The following is a 14,460-nucleotide window of genomic DNA, read 5'->3' on the forward strand; positions in this document are numbered from 1 at the left end:
TGTTGTTTTGCAATTTAAAAGGCCGTCTGAAAGATTTTCAGACGGCTTTTTTCACAAGAAAAATTAATGTATCAAATTCCAAGCCATCTTGGCTGCAATCAGCAACAACATAATGCCGAAGGCGATTTTGAGTTTTCGGGCAGGCAGCTTGTGCGCCGTTTTTACGCCGAGTGGCGCAAAGAGGATGGTAGCAACGCTCAATATGGCCACGGCTGGAAGATAGATAAAGCCTGCCGCGCCTTCAGGCAGGTTGGCAATATGCAAACCGTTGGCAAAATAGCCGATGGTGCCGGCAATCGCAATCGGCCATGCCAGACCTGAAGATGTGCCGATGGCACGGTGCGCCGGAAAGTTGCAATACAGCAGAAATGGAACGGATAGTGAACCGCCGCCGATACCGACCCAACTCGAAGCAGCCCCAAAAAGCGTGCCGACGGCTGTCAGGCCGGGGAGGGTAGGCAGGGTGCGTGAAGGTTTGGGTTTGGAATCGCGTAGGGTTTTTAGTGCGATAAAGGCAAGAAATGCAATAAAGAAAACCTGCAAAGCCAGCGTCGGCATATATTTTGCCGACACCGCGCCGAGGAGTACGCCGAGTATCATGCCCGGCGTCATCCGGCGGACGGTCGCCCAATCGATGGCGTGCTTTTTATGTTGGGCGTACATACTGGAGAAGGTAGTAAACACCATGACGGCAAAGGAAGTGCCGATGGCTAGATGCTGGGCATAGGGGTGGCCGCCTATGCCTTGCAGCTGTAACGCCCATAAGACAACGGGAACAATTAACGTGCCGCCGCCTACGCCGAATAGTCCGGCAATAAAGCCAGCCGCGCTGCCGACGGCGAGCAGGGGAAGGATGATGTCCCAAGACCACATTTCAGACGGCCTTGTCGTGTTTGTGTGCCTTGCGGCGTTTTTTAAACCAGCGGATGACTGCCATCACATAACCGGACAGGCTGTAACCGAGGAAGAATAAGAAGAGGACGAGCGAAGGCTTCCAGTTGATGAGCAGCAATACCAACACGGCCAATACCATGCCCATAAACGGCACTTGGCGGCGGATGTTGATTTCTTTGAAGCTCCAAAACGGAATCTGCACAATCATGGAAATACCGGCAAACAGGGTAATGCCCAATGCCCACCAATGCACGCCGGGGAAGCGTTCGATGCTGTGGTTGACCCAAATCAGGCCGACAATCAACGCAGCGGCGGTCGGGCTTGGAACGCCGATAAACCAGCGTTTATCGACTTTTCCGATGAGCGTGTTAAACAGCGCCAAACGCAGGGCGGCGCAGGCGCAGTAGATAAAGGCGACGGAATAACCGATTTTGCCAAACTGCCAAAGTTGCCATTTGTAGGCAATCAGGGCAGGCGCCACGCCGAAGCTGACCATATCGGCAAGGCTGTCGAGCTGTTCGCCGAACGCGCTCTGGCTGTTGGTCAAACGGGCAACGCGTCCGTCCATGCCGTCGAGCAGCATGGAAAGGAAAACTGCAATCGCCGCTGTTTCATAACGTCCGTGCATGGACTGGGTAATGGCGAAGAAGGCGCAAAACAGTGCGGCGATGGTAAAGGAATTGGGTAGCAGGTAAATGCTGTTTTTGCGGATAGAGTTGCGTGGAGGAATCGGATTTTCTGTATTTTGTGAGTTGTCCATAATGTTTCCGTATATGCTGCGTGTGCAGATGAGGCATTATACCGCATTGGTTGGTTAAGGATTTTTAAAAGGCAGACATAGTTTCACTTCAATCGCATAAAGTTTCAGACGGCCTTTATTTTGTCAGTCAAACAACTCGCCCTGCGCCTGCTCTTTGGTCACGCGTACGTCGGTTTCGCCGTCGGCAAAAGTGATGTGCAGTTTTTGTCCTTGTTTCAACGTATCGGCATTGCGGATGACTTGTCCGCGAGTGTTTTTGACGACCGAAAAGCCGCGCTCCAGAATATGCTGCGGCGATACGGCTTCGAGCAATGCGGCTTGGGCGGTCAGGCTTTGACGGCGGTGGGTAAGCAGCTGGCGGAAGGAATGCGACAAGGTCGTCTGAAAGCGGTCGATATTTTGTGTGTAACCAGAAACATCAGGTCGGCAATGTTTCAGGGTTTGGGTTTGGCGTTCAAAACGGGCGGTATGGGTGCGGAGGTTTTGCGTCATCGAGTAAGACAGCATTTGCGCCAGCTTGCTGATTGAGGCACGCTGCTCGTCAAGTTTTTGGCGCGGATGACGGATTTGCCGCGCCAGCCAGTCGAGTTTTTGGCTGGCATCGAAATAGCGTTGTTCCAAAACGGTTTTCAGACGGCCTTGCGCTTGGGCGAGGCGATGTAGTGATTCTTGGCGGTTGGGGCTGACCAGTTCCGCCGCGCCGGTCGGCGTGGGCGCGCGCACGTCGGCGACAAAATCGGCGAGTGTGAAATCGGTTTCGTGTCCTACGCCGCTGACGACGGGAATTGAGCAGGCTTCGATGGCGCGTACGACCGGCTCTTCATTAAACGCCCACAAGTCTTCAATGCTGCCGCCGCCGCGACAGACAATCAACACATCGCACTCGGCGCGTTGCGAAGCGGTTTTAATCGCTTGGGCAATTTGCAACTCGCTGCCTGTGCCTTGAACGGACGTTGGATAAACGATAACGGGGATTTCGGGTGCGCGGCGGTTTAAGGTGGTCACGACATCGCGCAAAGCCGCCGCCGCCAGACTGGTGACGATGCCGATACATTGCGGACGGGCAGGCAACGGTTTTTTGCGTTCCGCTGAAAACGCGCCTTCCGCCTGCAACTGTGCCTTCAATCGTTCATAGGCTTCGTAAAGCTGCCCCAAACCTTTGAGCCGCACCTCATTTACGGTAATTTGAAATTCACCCCGCGCTTCATAAATACTGATTTTTCCGGATACTTCGATATGGTCGCCTTCTTTCAAAGGCTTTGCCAAACGCATGGCCGCACCCCTAAACATCGCGCAACGTACCTGAGCGCGGCTGTCTTTGAGCGAGAAATAATAATGTCCGCTGGCGGCACGGGTCAGGTTGGATACTTCGCCGGCAATCCATAAGCCTGCAAGATGGTCTTCCAGCAAGGCTTTGGCAAGGGCGTTGAGCTCGGATACGGAAATGGAGGAGGGCGCGAAAAGTTCGGACATTGTGAAACGGGAAAAATTTTTGAAAGCTGAATTATAAGGGTTTTAGAGCCATTCGTTGTATTCGTTTTCATGAAACTTGCGCCCTTTGTTTTAATATTATCAAAGCCGCATGTTCAGACGGCCTTGTCTGGGCGGGCTTGTGTTATATTATCGTTTGATTTTCGCCTCAAAAGCCGTGTGTATGCCCAAACTCCACCAAATTATCGAACGCCATTGGCAATCCCCCAATCCGTTTTTGTCTTTGCTGTTAAAACCATTGTCCAAGCTGTTTGCCAAAATTGCGGTGAAACGGCGCGATGATTTTGTTTCAGGCCGTCTGAAAAGCGAAAAATTACCTGTGCCTGTGGTGGTGGTCGGCAATATCCATGCAGGCGGAACAGGGAAAACGCCGATAGTCGCCGCGCTGGTGTCGGGTTTGCAGGAAAAGGGCGTTAAGGTCGGCATCATCAGCCAAGGTTACGGGCGCAAGAGCAAGGCGGTTCATGTATTGAATACAGCCAGCAGTGCGGCAGATGCAGGCGACGAGCCTTTATTGCTGTTTCGTCAAACCGGTGCGCTGACGGCGGTAGGCAGTAGCCGTGCAGACGCAGGCAGGGCATTGCTTGCGGCGCATCCTGAGCTTGAATTGATTGTGGCCGACGACGGCTTGCAACATTATGCCTTGCAACGCGATATGGAAATTGCCGTATTTCCAGTGGCAGATACTGGTCGCACCAATTTGGATTTACTGCCCAACGGCAGCCTGCGCGAACCTTTGTCTCGATTGGCTTCCGTTGATGCGGTCGTCGTCAGCGGGGGGCAAGCAGATATGGCATTCAGGCCGTCTGAAAATATGTTTGCCAGCCATATTGAAACAGGGCAGATTTACCGTTTGAACAGGCCGTCTGAAAAATTGGATTTGGCGGGCTTAGGAAATCAAATCGTCGCCGCCGTCGCCGGTATCGCTAAGCCGGAGCGTTTTTTCAATACGTTGCAAAGCATGAATATTGCTTTGAAACAAACCGTTGCCTTGCCTGATCATGCAGATATTACGGCAGCGGATTTGCCGGACGCAGATGTGGTGATTATCACGGAAAAGGATGCAGTCAAATTTTCAGACGGCCACGGCCTGAATCATGTGTGGGTCTTGCCTGTTTATGCGATAATTGAGCCGGACTTGGCGGCGTTTGTATCCGCGAATGTTTCAATCTAAATGCTTATAGATGTTTTACAGATGTTTTAAAGATGATCTTCAAACTACGCGATAGGAGTAAATCATGAAGTTAAAATATTTGTTGGTCGCTTGCGCAGCTTTATTTGTATCCACTCAAAGCTTAGCTGCTAAACCAAGTGATGAATCTGCAATGAAATGGTTGGAGATTCAAGGGATAAGCAGTAATTATAGCGAGAAAGTGCAACGTTCTTTGGAGATGGTGAATAAAGAGGACAATGAGCGCTTGTTAACGATGACGCCCAAAGCTCAAAAAGCGCAGATGAAGGCGGTCATCAGCCGTTATATGAAAACATGCAAGACGATTTGAGCCGCCCTGAGTTGAAAAAGCAATGGTTGGATGAAGAAAAGCGTGCCGTACAGAAAGTATTTACACAAGAAGAAGTCGATGTACTCAACAGCTTCTTCTCTTCCCCTCGGGGCAAGGGTATTTTGAAAAAAATCAATCATCTCAGACAGCATGGCGGAGATATTGACAATGTGCTGAGCCAAGCAGACGTGGATAGCATAGTAAAAGTATTTGAGCATGGGGCCGGTAAGTCTGCATTTGAAAAGATGGAACGTTTCGACAAATTGAATGATGAGATTGTTGAAAAGACGATGAGCAACAACTATATCAACGCAAGCAGGAAATATACGCCCGCTTTTGAGGCGCAAACGCGCGATATTTTGTGTAAGGGCAATAAACATTCTTCGGAATGTGACAAATAATGTGCAGGCCGTCTGAAAATATTGATATTTATTAAGTAGGTAGAAAAAATGAAATTGAAAACTTTATTGTTGCCTTTTGCTGCTTTGGCCTTGTGTGCCAATGCGTTTGCCGCGCCGCCCAGTGATGCGTCGCTGGAGCGGTTGTTTGAAGTGCAGAAGATGGATGCTCTGTTAGACCAGTCTCTCCAAAGCGTTGGAGGTATTGTACTTTCTGATCCGAAGATACAGGATTTTTTGAAAGATGTGCCCAAAGATAAGCGTCCACAGTTAGAAGAGGTCCTTAAAAAATATACAAATCAATTAATTAACGAAATTAATGCATTACAAGAGAATACCCAGGTACATAAAGCAGCTTTAGACGGTATAAAGGCGGTTTATACTCAGGAAGAAGTCAATAGATTGATTGACTTTTACGGCACGGCAGTGGGGCAATTATACTTACTAAAACGCCGTGCTATTTTGAGATCACAATGAATCTAATATTGTCTAATATTGAGTATCATCACCGAAAAATACGAAAAATCCAGTCAAAACGAAAACTTAGCCCGTGAAATCCGTCAGATCATGTGCAACGGCAAAAATCCTGACCAAGTCTGTACGCGGCAAGCAAAGAAAACGGCACAGAAAAAATGATGCCGCTTGAGGCCGTCTGAAAACAAGCGTAGCAAGTTTCGCCAAAACGAGCAAAGTGATTTTCGCTAAAACTATCAAACCTGAAAGTAAACCCCATGGAAAAAAAATTCTTAGACATCCTCGTTTGTCCTGTGACCAAAGGCAAACTCGAATACCATCAAGACAAACAGGAATTGTGGAGCCGTCAGGCGAAGCTGGCTTATCCTATTCGTGACGGCATCCCTTATATGTTGGAAAACGAAGCGCGCCCGTTGAGCGAAGAGGAACTGAAAGCATGACCGAATTTGTCGTATTGATTCCGGCGCGGTTGGATTCTTCACGTCTGCCGGGTAAGGCTTTGGCCGATATTCACGGTAAACCGATGGTTGTGCGTGTCGCCGAACAAGCGGCGAAAAGCAAGGCCGCGCGTGTTGTCGTTGCCACCGACCATCCCGATATTCAGACGGCCTGTCAGGCGCATGGCGTCGAAGTGGTCATGACTTCCAATCAACATGAAAGCGGTACAACGCGCCTTGCCGAAGCGGCCAATACGCTGAAACTGCCGCAGCATCTGATTGTTGTGAACGTACAAGGCGATGAGCCTTTAATCGACCCCAAGCTCATCAACCGTACAGCCGAAGTTTTGGTTGAAAACAATGTGCAAATGGCAACCGCCGCCCATGAATTGCACGATTTTGACGAGTTTATGAATCCCAATGTCGTCAAAGTCATCCTCGACAAAAACCGCAACGCCATCTATTTCAGCCGTGCCCCGATTCCTTATCCGCGCGACGCCATGCGCGCCGAAAAACGCGAATTGCCTTCCGAAACAGCCGTTTTGCGCCACATCGGCATTTATGCCTATCGTGCAGGCTTCCTGCAACGCTATTCCGAAATGGATGTTTCTCCTTTGGAAACCATCGAATCGCTGGAACAGTTGCGCGTCCTGTGGCACGGTTATCCGATTGCTGTTGAAATCACCCAAGAAGCGCCTGCTGCCGGTGTGGATACGCAGGAAGATTTGGACAGAGTACGTGTTGCGTTTAAAGCTTAAGGCCGTCTGAAAGGAAAAGACATGAATGATTTCCGCTATTTGAGCCGTGAAGAACAAAAATTGCTTGCCGACGTGGAGAAGCTGGTAAGAGATGACGAACAAGAATTCAACTATGACATGCTTAAAATAGAGGCGCCGGAACAGGCCAGCGGCGAGTTTTGGTTCCGCATGGCAGAAATGCTCAGCACTTTGCCGCCCAATCAGTCGTTGGACTTGCGTATGAACGGCGGACGCTTGACCGTTGCTGTATCAATTTTGTCAGTATTGCTGCAAGATAATCCCGATATTCCGCAGCTTTGGGCACAAAAAATCATTGCACTCAACTACTTGGCTCATGGCCATCAAACCCGTGCAATCGGTTTGGCGCAGCAGCCTGACAAAGCGGCCGAAGCCAATGAAGAAGAATATTTGGCGAAAGCCTTATCGCAAAACTTGCTTTCCACTTTGAAAGACGCGATAGAGCGATTCCCGGAAGACTCATGGTTTATCGAAATGCACGACGATGCATGGAAGCATTTCGGCCAGAAAGAGGCCGTCTGAAGTTTTGAACGATAAACACAAGCCGTGTAAAATTATCTGAACATTAAATCCGTCAACCAAAAGGACTCATCATGAAAGTATTATTGTTGGGCGCGCCAGGCGCCGGCAAAGGCACACAGGCTCAATTCATCACTGCTGCATTCGGCATTCCTCAAATTTCTACCGGCGACATGCTCCGCGCCGCCATCAAAGCAGGCACTCCGCTGGGTTTGGAAGCAAAAAAAATCATTGATGAAGGCGGTTTGGTACGCGATGACATCATTATCGGCATGGTTAAAGAGCGCATTGCCCAAGACGACTGCAAAAACGGTTTCCTGTTTGACGGTTTCCCACGCACATTGGCACAAGCCGAAGCCATGGTTGAAGCGGGCGTGGATTTGGACGCGGTCGTTGAAATCGACGTACCCGACAGCGTGATTGTCGACCGCATGAGCGGCCGCCGCGTTCACTTGGCTTCGGGCCGTACTTACCATGTTACCTACAATCCGCCTAAAGTCGAAGGCAAAGACGACGTAACCGGCGAAGATTTGATTCAACGCGACGACGACGAAGAAGAAACCGTGAAAAAACGCCTTGCCGTTTACCATGAGCAAACCGAAGTTTTGGTTGATTTTTACAGCAAACTGGAAGGCGAACATGCACCGAAATACATCAAGGTTGACGGCACTCAACCGGTAGAGGCCGTGAAAGCCGAAGTATTGAAAGGTTTGGGCAAATAAGTTTTGCCGAAGTAAAATCATGAGGCCGTCTGAAAAAATATTTTCAGACGGCCTTTTGTGTACAAAAGCTGTTAAAATCGAAGCTATAACCGTTTATCCGCAGGCATCTTATGAATCCCTTGATCTCCGACTTCCAAACTCAGCAACAACGCACTCCCGTTATCGTCGCCCTTGATTTTGCCAACGAAAAAGATACGCTCAGATTTGTCCGCAATCTTGACCCGACACTGTGTCAAATCAAAATCGGCAAAGAGCTGTTTACCGCAACCGGCCGTAATTTAGCGGAAAGCTTAATCAATCAAGGTTTCAAACTTTTCCTCGATTTGAAATACCACGATATTCCCCACACAGTCGCACAGGCCTGTAAAGTTGCCGCCGATATGGGCGTTTGGATGGTCGATATGCACGCTTCCGGTGGCCGCCGCATGATGGAAGCCGCAGCAGAAGCCGTTGCCGGATATCAAACCAAGCCGCTCTTGATCGGCGTAACCGTGTTGACCAGCATGGAACAAAGCGACTTGGCAGAAATCGGTTTGAACATTGCTCCTGAAGAACAAGTCATCCGCTTGGCGAAACTGGCGCAAAGTTCAGGCTTGGACGGCGTGGTATGTTCCGCTCAAGAAGCCGCGCCGCTGCGTTGCGAATTGGGACAGGATTTTGTCTTGGTCACACCGGGCATCCGTTTGGACGTTGCCGGCAATAACGACGACCAACGCCGTATTATGACACCAGCCGAAGCATTGGCTGCCGGTTCAACCTATTTGGTAATGGGTCGCCCGGTAACCAAAGCTGCCGATCCGGTAGCGGTATTGCGTGAAGTCAATCGAGTAGCCAACGCTTAAGGCCGTTTGAAGTATGAAGGCGATTATAATTGGTGCCACAGGAGCGACAGGGAAATCTTTGTTGCCTCTGCTTGCAGCCAGTTCAGAGGTTGAGTCTATCGACTGTTTTGGTCGCAGACATCCTGAATTTACCCACCAAAAGCTAAATAGCCATCAGATTGATTTTTCTCATCCTGATAATTGGTGCGAAGAAGTGCAGGGCGATGTATTGTTTGCCTGCTTGGGGACAACTCTGAAAGCGGCTGGCAGTAAAGAAGCGCAATGGGCAATCGATTATGAGGCGAATCTTGAATTTGCCAAAGCAGCCAGACAAAACGGCGTCAATGCTTTGGTTTTGGTTTCTGCTTCCGGTGCAAATTCTGCTTCGCGCCTGTTTTATCAACGGATGAAGGGCGAATTGGAACAAGCAATTATCGCTTTGAATTTTCCGCACCTTATTATTTTCCGCCCGCCCTTATTGATTCGTCCGAATAGCGATCGATTGGGTGAGAAAATTGCCGAACGGATTTTTCGCGTACTCAACCGCATCAGCATGCTGAAAAGCCAACGTCCGCTTGCTGTCGAAAAATTGGCACAAGCCATGCTGAAAGCAGCGTTGTTGTCATCTCATGAACAGGCGTCGTACTCGAAAAACCATATGCAGGTATATGAGCCTCAAGATATTTTTAGGCTGTTAGATCAATAATCTGATAACAAGCCTTACACAGAGATTTTAATGGAGCCAGTATGGTAACCAAGTTCCAACAAGAAACCCTCAAATCCCGTTTTGCACAAGCCAAAGTCCTTGTTGTCGGCGACGTAATGCTTGACCGCTATTGGTTTGGCGACGTGTCCCGTATTTCGCCCGAAGCCCCCGTACCGGTGGCGAAAATCGCCCGTATCGACCAACGCGCGGGCGGAGCGGCGAACGTTGCGCGTAATATCGCCTCATTGGGCGGTAAAGTAGGGCTGTTGTCCGTGACCGGCGATGATGAAGCTGCAGATGCGTTAGACGCATTGATGGTGCAAGACGGCGTTTCTTCCTATCTGATGCGCGACAAGCAAATTGCGACTACTGTTAAATTGCGCGTTGTTGCCCGCAATCAGCAGCTTATCCGACTTGATTTTGAAGAATCGCCTCATCGTGAGGTGTTGGAACAAATCAAGCATCAATATCGAGAAGTGTTGCCTGAATACGATGCCATTATTTTTTCAGATTACGGCAAGGGCGGTTTGTCGCATATTTCCGATATGATCGATTGGGCGAAACAGGCCGGTAAACCCGTTTTAATCGACCCGAAAGGCGATGATTACGAAAAATACGCCGGCGCTACGCTGATTACGCCTAACCGTGCAGAGTTGAAAGAAGTGGTGGGCAGCTGGAAAAATGAAAACGATTTGACCGAAAAAGCCCAAAATTTGCGCCGTCATCTCGACTTGACCGCGATTTTGCTGACCCGAAGCGAAGAGGGTATGACCCTGTTCAATGAGGGCGAGCCGATTTATCAGCCTACACGGGCTCAAGAAGTCTATGATGTATCCGGTGCGGGTGATACCGTTATTGCCGGAGTGGGTTTGGGTTTGGCCGCTGGTTATACCATGCCTGAAGCAATGCACCTTGCCAATACTGCGGCAGGGGTTGTCGTAGCGAAACTTGGTACGGCGGTTTGCTCGTTTGCCGAATTGACTAAGGCATTAGAAGAGCAGTAATTGCTGTTTCCAGACGGCCTTAAAACCTAAAGGCCGTCTGAAAATACAGTTGGAAAATAATCCAGACAGACAAGTTTTTATTTTCAGACGGCATGATTTCTTCAAGGCCGTCTGAAAAATCAAAATAAAGGAAATTCATTATGACCATTATCGTAACAGGCGCGGCCGGCTTTATCGGCAGCAACATCGTCAAAGCACTTAACCAACGCGGTATTACCGACATTGTTGCCGTCGACAATCTGAGCAAAGGCGAAAAATTTAAAAACCTTGCCGAGTGTGAAATTGCCCATTATCTCGATAAACACGAATTTATCCGCCAAGTGCGCGGCCATTTTCTGCCTTACGACGATATTGAAGCTGTTTTCCATCAAGGTGCATGTTCCGATACCATGAATCATGACGGCCTTTACATGATGGATAACAACTACCAGTACACGCTCGATCTCTTGGACTGGTGTCAGGATGAACGTATTCCATTCCTTTATGCTTCCAGCGCCGCAGTGTATGGCAAGGGCGAAATATTCCGCGAAGAGCGCGAACTGGAAAAACCGCTCAATGTATATGGCTACTCTAAATTCTTGTTTGACCAAGTATTGCGTCGTCGTATGAAGGAAGGTCTAACAGCCCAAGTTGTCGGATTCCGCTACTTCAATGTTTACGGACAACAGGAGCAACACAAAGGCCGTATGGCGTCAGTCGCCTTCCACCATTTCCACCAATACCGCGAGCATGGTTATGTTAATCTGTTTGGTGCAAATGACGGCTACGGCAATGGCGAGCAAACACGCGACTTTGTCAGCGTAGAAGACGTGGCCAAAGTTAACCTTTACTTCTTCGACCATTCTGAGCTTTCAGGCATCTTCAATCTCGGTACAGGCCGTAGCCAACAATTTAACGAACTTGCCGCCGCAACCGTCAACGCCTGCCGTGCAGCCGAAGGCAAACCTGAAATGAGTTTGAAAGAGTTGGTTGAAGAAGAACTTATCCGTTATATCCCATTCCCCGATGCACTTAAAGGCAAATATCAGAGCTTTACTCAAGCGGATATCACCAAGCTGCGCGAAGCCGGGTATAAAGAAGAATTCTTGGATGTAAAACAAGGTGTCAGCCGTTACGTTAAATGGATGCTGGAGAACTTGGTTTAATAAATAGTACAGTAATGTTGTCTGAGAATAAAACCGACTTACCTGTTTGGGTAAGTCGGTTTTATTTTACTAAGATAGTATAAAAATTTAGTTGTATTCTTAGTGATGGGTAGTTGCAATACGGTTAATTTGCCAATCTAAAAATTGAGTGTAAACACTACCTCGTTCAATAAAAGGTATATCTTCAGCAGGTGGTTGGCTGATTTCAGCTTCTGCTGTTTGCAGCCCCTGATTATCCCAACGATGGAACTCCTGATTGTTTAAATTATAAAAACCATGTTTGGTGATTAAAACTTCAGGATTATAACCATAGCCACACCATGAGGAATCAACAGTAGGTGCAGTCAAATTACAACCGGTTTGATAATAAGGTATTTCTGATAGGCTAAGATTATATAACGTTGGCAAAATGTCTTTATGTGAGCCTGCCCGCTCAGGATGATATTCTGCATTGGAGCGGTAAGTAGGTGGAACATAAAGATAGAATGGTACACTGTGGCCAAGGGCAATTTCATTAGGTGCAGGATAACTGATTGCTCGCATATTATGGTCTCCAGTTGCAGCAATAATAGTATCCGGTGCAATAGATTTTGTATGACTAATGAAGCGTCCAAGTTGGTCGTTGCTATATCGGAATGTGTTAAAAATCTCATTCAATTCTTTTCCTGTTGCTAGACTGGAAAGTCGCTGTTTTTCTTGCTCAGTGAGATGAAAATCTTTAGTTGGGTTAGGTTTAGGTAATTGATATGGGGGGTGATTAGTTACTGATAGCATCATGACGAATACGGGGGTATTATTTTTTTTTGCTTGTTTCAACTCGTCTTCTGCATATCGGAACATAAATTCATCAGGTACTCCCCATGTGCTGGATTGGGCTTCAGGGTAGCGTGCTTTGATCGCATTTTCATCAATAATTTCATGTACACCCAAATGACGCAGAAAACTATCAAAATCACGCCACCCCCCATTACCGGCAGTGATATACACAATACGATATCCTGCATCAAGATATGGTTTAAACATGTTTCCAGGAAAAGTTTTATTTTTAGCAGCAGATTGGCTAAGGTTAAGGCGTGGGCTACGAATAAAAAAACGGTGTAGTGAGTCGCTAGTGCCATCACCCTCAGAGATAAAACGTGAATAAACCCAATCTTCTTTCCAATGTTTATCTAATTCACCTAATAGATCTCGTTCAGGCGTATTTAGAGAAAGCAAGTGAGTGCTCATACTTTCCATAACAGCAAATACAACGTTGGGCTTATGTTGTTCAACAATCAAATTTTTATTAGTTTGTGTAAATAAGCGATTTAAATTGGCATCAGCTTTTTGATTTTGTAGACGATTCATCAGTTCAATACCATCTGAATCGGTAACCTCGATAAAATTATTACTGTTTCGATGTTCTGCAAAAGCCCAATTTAAAGAAATTAGTGCATTGGGAACTAATTTATTTATTTGCGGTAAGGTTGAAATTTGCATGGAAGTTTGACGTAAAGGGAATTTACCAAACGAACCACGTATACCAATACTTAAGATTAAGATAGGTATCATTATGATAGCAACCCAAGTTGCTTTGCTTGTAGTAGTAGCAGAAAAAGAGTATCTGTTAATTTGGGAAAAACATTTCCAAAAAAGGGTTACTGCTATGGCTAAAGCAATTAATCCCCAAATAATTGGGAAATCGGACCAAATAGTTTTGAGTACGGCTACAGTATCTTCCTCTGCAAGACCAAAAATAAAAACATCGAATTGGCGTTCGTAGACTCCATAATAAAACCAATTCCCTATAGCCAGAGCAGAAACGATAGATAACAATACTGTAGACAATAGAGCTTGAATCCGTCCATATGCTACAACAGTTTTTGAATTTAATAAGCTGAATAATCCCAGTAAAAATGGTAATGCCGTTAATACAGAAGCAGCTTTGATATCAAATAATAACCCTTTGAGCATAAGCTGGATAATATCCTCGGAATAACGACTACGGATATCATCTGATAGATAATATTGTGACATTAAACATCGTTCAATAAAAAGAATTAGAACAGTGCAAAGCCATAATGAAAAAGAATTACATAGAATTTTTTTGTAGGTAAGTAGACGAGACATTTTTTAGATATGTAATAAGTATTTAAAACGGCGTTATTTTATAACCTTTTAAGGGTTTTAAACTAGCATATAATTTTTATAGAAATCATATGATATGATGATTTGAGTTTGGAAAGGAGATAGACTGGTTTAAATGAATTTCTTGTCCTAGATAGAATAGTGGGTATTTATAACTACAAAGCTGTTAATGGGCTATCTTTTCTATTATTAGGCGTGGGTACTAGATAAAAAAATAACCGCTTAAAAGCGGTAAATGGTGCCCGGAGCCGGAATCGAACCGGCACGGCCGGTTTAGGGCCGACGGATTTTAAGTCCGTTGTGTCTACCTATTTCACCACCCGGGCGTAGACAATAAATCGAGAGATTGGAGGCGGGGGCGCGGATTTGAACCGGCCTATATAAGGGTTGCACCCCTTATAGCATAAACACTCTGCCACCCCGCCATGAAATGGATGGAGGCGAGAGTCGGAATCGAACCGGCGTAGACGGATTTGCAATCCGCTGCATAACCACTTTGCTATCTCGCCAAATAAACTACTTTGGAGTGTTTGTAGTATTGAAACTGGAGCGGGAAACGAGTCTCGAACTCGCGACCTCAACCTTGGCAAGGTTGCGCTCTACCAACTGAGCTATTCCCGCATATTGAAAAAGAACAATCAACAAGTAATCAAGATGGAGCGGGAAACGAGTCTCGAACTCGCG

Annotated in this window: 16 protein-coding genes and 4 tRNA genes; 12 read left to right on the forward strand and 8 right to left on the reverse strand. The window is 47.1% G+C overall.

Annotation, left to right across the window (positions count from 1 at the left end):
• Nucleotides 1-63 precede the first annotated feature (63 nt).
• From HMPREF3052_RS10980 to xseA, 3 genes are all read right to left on the reverse strand, one after another.
• Entirely contained in the window at nucleotides 64-873 is an 810-nt protein-coding gene (locus HMPREF3052_RS10980) for a sulfite exporter TauE/SafE family protein (protein WP_070749839.1), read from the reverse strand.
• A gap of 1 nt (nucleotide 874) precedes the next feature.
• Nucleotides 875-1,654 (reverse strand): CDP-diacylglycerol--serine O-phosphatidyltransferase, encoded by a 780-nt coding sequence (gene pssA, locus HMPREF3052_RS10985; RefSeq protein WP_070749841.1) that lies wholly within the window; start codon nucleotides 1,652-1,654, stop codon nucleotides 875-877.
• Between the two features lie 123 nt (nucleotides 1,655-1,777).
• Nucleotides 1,778-3,127 (reverse strand): exodeoxyribonuclease VII large subunit, encoded by a 1,350-nt coding sequence (gene xseA, locus HMPREF3052_RS10990; protein WP_070749843.1) that lies wholly within the window; start codon nucleotides 3,125-3,127, stop codon nucleotides 1,778-1,780.
• Nucleotides 3,128-3,308: 181 nt separating this feature from the next.
• On the opposite strand from xseA, the gene lpxK reads away from it, so the two are divergent.
• The 12 genes from lpxK (at nucleotide 3,309) to rfaD (ending at nucleotide 11,649) form a co-directional block, all read left to right on the forward strand.
• Complete coding sequence (lpxK, locus tag HMPREF3052_RS10995) at nucleotides 3,309-4,319, forward strand: tetraacyldisaccharide 4'-kinase (RefSeq protein WP_070749845.1); 1,011 nt, start codon at nucleotides 3,309-3,311, stop codon at nucleotides 4,317-4,319.
• A gap of 64 nt (nucleotides 4,320-4,383) precedes the next feature.
• Nucleotides 4,384-4,647: a hypothetical protein gene (locus HMPREF3052_RS12110; protein ID WP_283126983.1), complete on the forward strand. Its 264-nt coding sequence runs from the start codon at nucleotides 4,384-4,386 to the stop codon at nucleotides 4,645-4,647.
• Nucleotides 4,632-5,048: a hypothetical protein gene (locus tag HMPREF3052_RS12115; RefSeq protein WP_283126984.1), complete on the forward strand. Its 417-nt coding sequence runs from the start codon at nucleotides 4,632-4,634 to the stop codon at nucleotides 5,046-5,048. The genes HMPREF3052_RS12110 and HMPREF3052_RS12115 overlap by 16 nt, the downstream gene beginning before the upstream one ends.
• A gap of 48 nt (nucleotides 5,049-5,096) precedes the next feature.
• A complete protein-coding gene (locus tag HMPREF3052_RS11005; RefSeq protein WP_283126985.1) occupies nucleotides 5,097-5,522 on the forward strand; it encodes a DUF2059 domain-containing protein in 426 nt (141 codons plus the stop codon).
• 254 nt (nucleotides 5,523-5,776) lie between these two features.
• Nucleotides 5,777-5,959: a Trm112 family protein gene (locus HMPREF3052_RS11010; RefSeq protein ID WP_049329252.1), complete on the forward strand. Its 183-nt coding sequence runs from the start codon at nucleotides 5,777-5,779 to the stop codon at nucleotides 5,957-5,959.
• On the forward strand, nucleotides 5,956-6,714 hold the full coding sequence (kdsB, locus tag HMPREF3052_RS11015; RefSeq protein WP_070749849.1) for a 3-deoxy-manno-octulosonate cytidylyltransferase: 759 nt from the start codon (nucleotides 5,956-5,958) through the stop codon (nucleotides 6,712-6,714). The genes HMPREF3052_RS11010 and kdsB overlap by 4 nt, the downstream gene beginning before the upstream one ends.
• A gap of 21 nt (nucleotides 6,715-6,735) precedes the next feature.
• Nucleotides 6,736-7,254, forward strand: a complete 519-nt coding sequence (locus HMPREF3052_RS11020; RefSeq protein ID WP_049351207.1) for a hypothetical protein — start codon at nucleotides 6,736-6,738, stop codon at nucleotides 7,252-7,254.
• Nucleotides 7,255-7,325: 71 nt separating this feature from the next.
• Complete coding sequence (gene adk, locus HMPREF3052_RS11025; protein WP_070749850.1) at nucleotides 7,326-7,973, forward strand: adenylate kinase; 648 nt, start codon at nucleotides 7,326-7,328, stop codon at nucleotides 7,971-7,973.
• Nucleotides 7,974-8,083: 110 nt separating this feature from the next.
• Nucleotides 8,084-8,815, forward strand: coding sequence for an orotidine-5'-phosphate decarboxylase (pyrF, locus tag HMPREF3052_RS11030; RefSeq protein WP_070749852.1), 732 nt, complete (start codon nucleotides 8,084-8,086; stop codon nucleotides 8,813-8,815).
• A 13-nt stretch (nucleotides 8,816-8,828) separates the two neighbouring features.
• Nucleotides 8,829-9,500 carry an NAD(P)H-binding protein gene (locus HMPREF3052_RS11035; RefSeq protein ID WP_070749854.1) on the forward strand — a complete coding sequence of 224 codons (672 nt, stop codon included), beginning with the start codon at nucleotides 8,829-8,831 and terminating at the stop codon, nucleotides 9,498-9,500.
• Nucleotides 9,501-9,541: 41 nt separating this feature from the next.
• The gene (rfaE1, locus tag HMPREF3052_RS11040) at nucleotides 9,542-10,504 is read left to right on the forward strand and encodes a D-glycero-beta-D-manno-heptose-7-phosphate kinase (RefSeq protein WP_070633408.1); all 963 of its coding nucleotides are present in this window, start codon (nucleotides 9,542-9,544) and stop codon (nucleotides 10,502-10,504) included.
• A 140-nt stretch (nucleotides 10,505-10,644) separates the two neighbouring features.
• Nucleotides 10,645-11,649 carry an ADP-glyceromanno-heptose 6-epimerase gene (gene rfaD / locus HMPREF3052_RS11045; RefSeq protein ID WP_070749855.1) on the forward strand — a complete coding sequence of 335 codons (1,005 nt, stop codon included), beginning with the start codon at nucleotides 10,645-10,647 and terminating at the stop codon, nucleotides 11,647-11,649.
• Between the two features lie 99 nt (nucleotides 11,650-11,748).
• On the opposite strand, the gene HMPREF3052_RS11050 is transcribed toward rfaD, so the two are convergent.
• The 5 genes from HMPREF3052_RS11050 to HMPREF3052_RS11065 all read right to left on the reverse strand — a co-directional run bounded on the left by HMPREF3052_RS11050 (nucleotide 11,749) and on the right by HMPREF3052_RS11065 (nucleotide 14,397).
• Nucleotides 11,749-13,665 carry an LTA synthase family protein gene (locus HMPREF3052_RS11050; protein ID WP_283126986.1) on the reverse strand — a complete coding sequence of 639 codons (1,917 nt, stop codon included), beginning with the start codon at nucleotides 13,663-13,665 and terminating at the stop codon, nucleotides 11,749-11,751.
• Between the two features lie 347 nt (nucleotides 13,666-14,012).
• Nucleotides 14,013-14,102, reverse strand: a tRNA-Leu gene (locus tag HMPREF3052_RS11055).
• Nucleotides 14,103-14,123: 21 nt separating this feature from the next.
• A tRNA-Cys gene (locus HMPREF3052_RS11850) sits at nucleotides 14,124-14,201 on the reverse strand.
• Between the two features lie 10 nt (nucleotides 14,202-14,211).
• A tRNA-Cys gene (locus tag HMPREF3052_RS11060) sits at nucleotides 14,212-14,285 on the reverse strand.
• A gap of 36 nt (nucleotides 14,286-14,321) precedes the next feature.
• Nucleotides 14,322-14,397: transfer RNA gene (locus HMPREF3052_RS11065), tRNA-Gly, on the reverse strand.
• Between the last annotated feature and the right edge of the window lie 63 nt (nucleotides 14,398-14,460).

This window comes from Neisseria sp. HMSC056A03 (assembly GCF_001815685.1).
Taxonomy (GTDB): Bacteria; Pseudomonadota; Gammaproteobacteria; order Burkholderiales; family Neisseriaceae; genus Neisseria; species Neisseria subflava.

Coding starts and splice junctions, on each gene's coding strand:
- pssA (WP_070749841.1), bottom strand. CDS start 1,654: ATGGACAACTCACAAAATACAGAAAATCCGATTCCTCCACGCAACTCT.
- rfaE1 (WP_070633408.1), top strand. CDS start 9,542: ATGGTAACCAAGTTCCAACAAGAAACCCTCAAATCCCGTTTTGCACAA.
- HMPREF3052_RS11010 (WP_049329252.1), top strand. CDS start 5,777: ATGGAAAAAAAATTCTTAGACATCCTCGTTTGTCCTGTGACCAAAGGC.
- xseA (WP_070749843.1), bottom strand. CDS start 3,127: ATGTCCGAACTTTTCGCGCCCTCCTCCATTTCCGTATCCGAGCTCAAC.
- HMPREF3052_RS12115 (WP_283126984.1), top strand. CDS start 4,632: ATGCAAGACGATTTGAGCCGCCCTGAGTTGAAAAAGCAATGGTTGGAT.
- pyrF (WP_070749852.1), top strand. CDS start 8,084: ATGAATCCCTTGATCTCCGACTTCCAAACTCAGCAACAACGCACTCCC.
- HMPREF3052_RS11050 (WP_283126986.1), bottom strand. CDS start 13,665: ATGTCACAATATTATCTATCAGATGATATCCGTAGTCGTTATTCCGAG.
- lpxK (WP_070749845.1), top strand. CDS start 3,309: ATGCCCAAACTCCACCAAATTATCGAACGCCATTGGCAATCCCCCAAT.
- HMPREF3052_RS11020 (WP_049351207.1), top strand. CDS start 6,736: ATGAATGATTTCCGCTATTTGAGCCGTGAAGAACAAAAATTGCTTGCC.
- rfaD (WP_070749855.1), top strand. CDS start 10,645: ATGACCATTATCGTAACAGGCGCGGCCGGCTTTATCGGCAGCAACATC.
- HMPREF3052_RS11005 (WP_283126985.1), top strand. CDS start 5,097: ATGAAATTGAAAACTTTATTGTTGCCTTTTGCTGCTTTGGCCTTGTGT.
- kdsB (WP_070749849.1), top strand. CDS start 5,956: ATGACCGAATTTGTCGTATTGATTCCGGCGCGGTTGGATTCTTCACGT.
- adk (WP_070749850.1), top strand. CDS start 7,326: ATGAAAGTATTATTGTTGGGCGCGCCAGGCGCCGGCAAAGGCACACAG.
- HMPREF3052_RS11035 (WP_070749854.1), top strand. CDS start 8,829: ATGAAGGCGATTATAATTGGTGCCACAGGAGCGACAGGGAAATCTTTG.
- HMPREF3052_RS12110 (WP_283126983.1), top strand. CDS start 4,384: ATGAAGTTAAAATATTTGTTGGTCGCTTGCGCAGCTTTATTTGTATCC.
- HMPREF3052_RS10980 (WP_070749839.1), bottom strand. CDS start 873: ATGTGGTCTTGGGACATCATCCTTCCCCTGCTCGCCGTCGGCAGCGCG.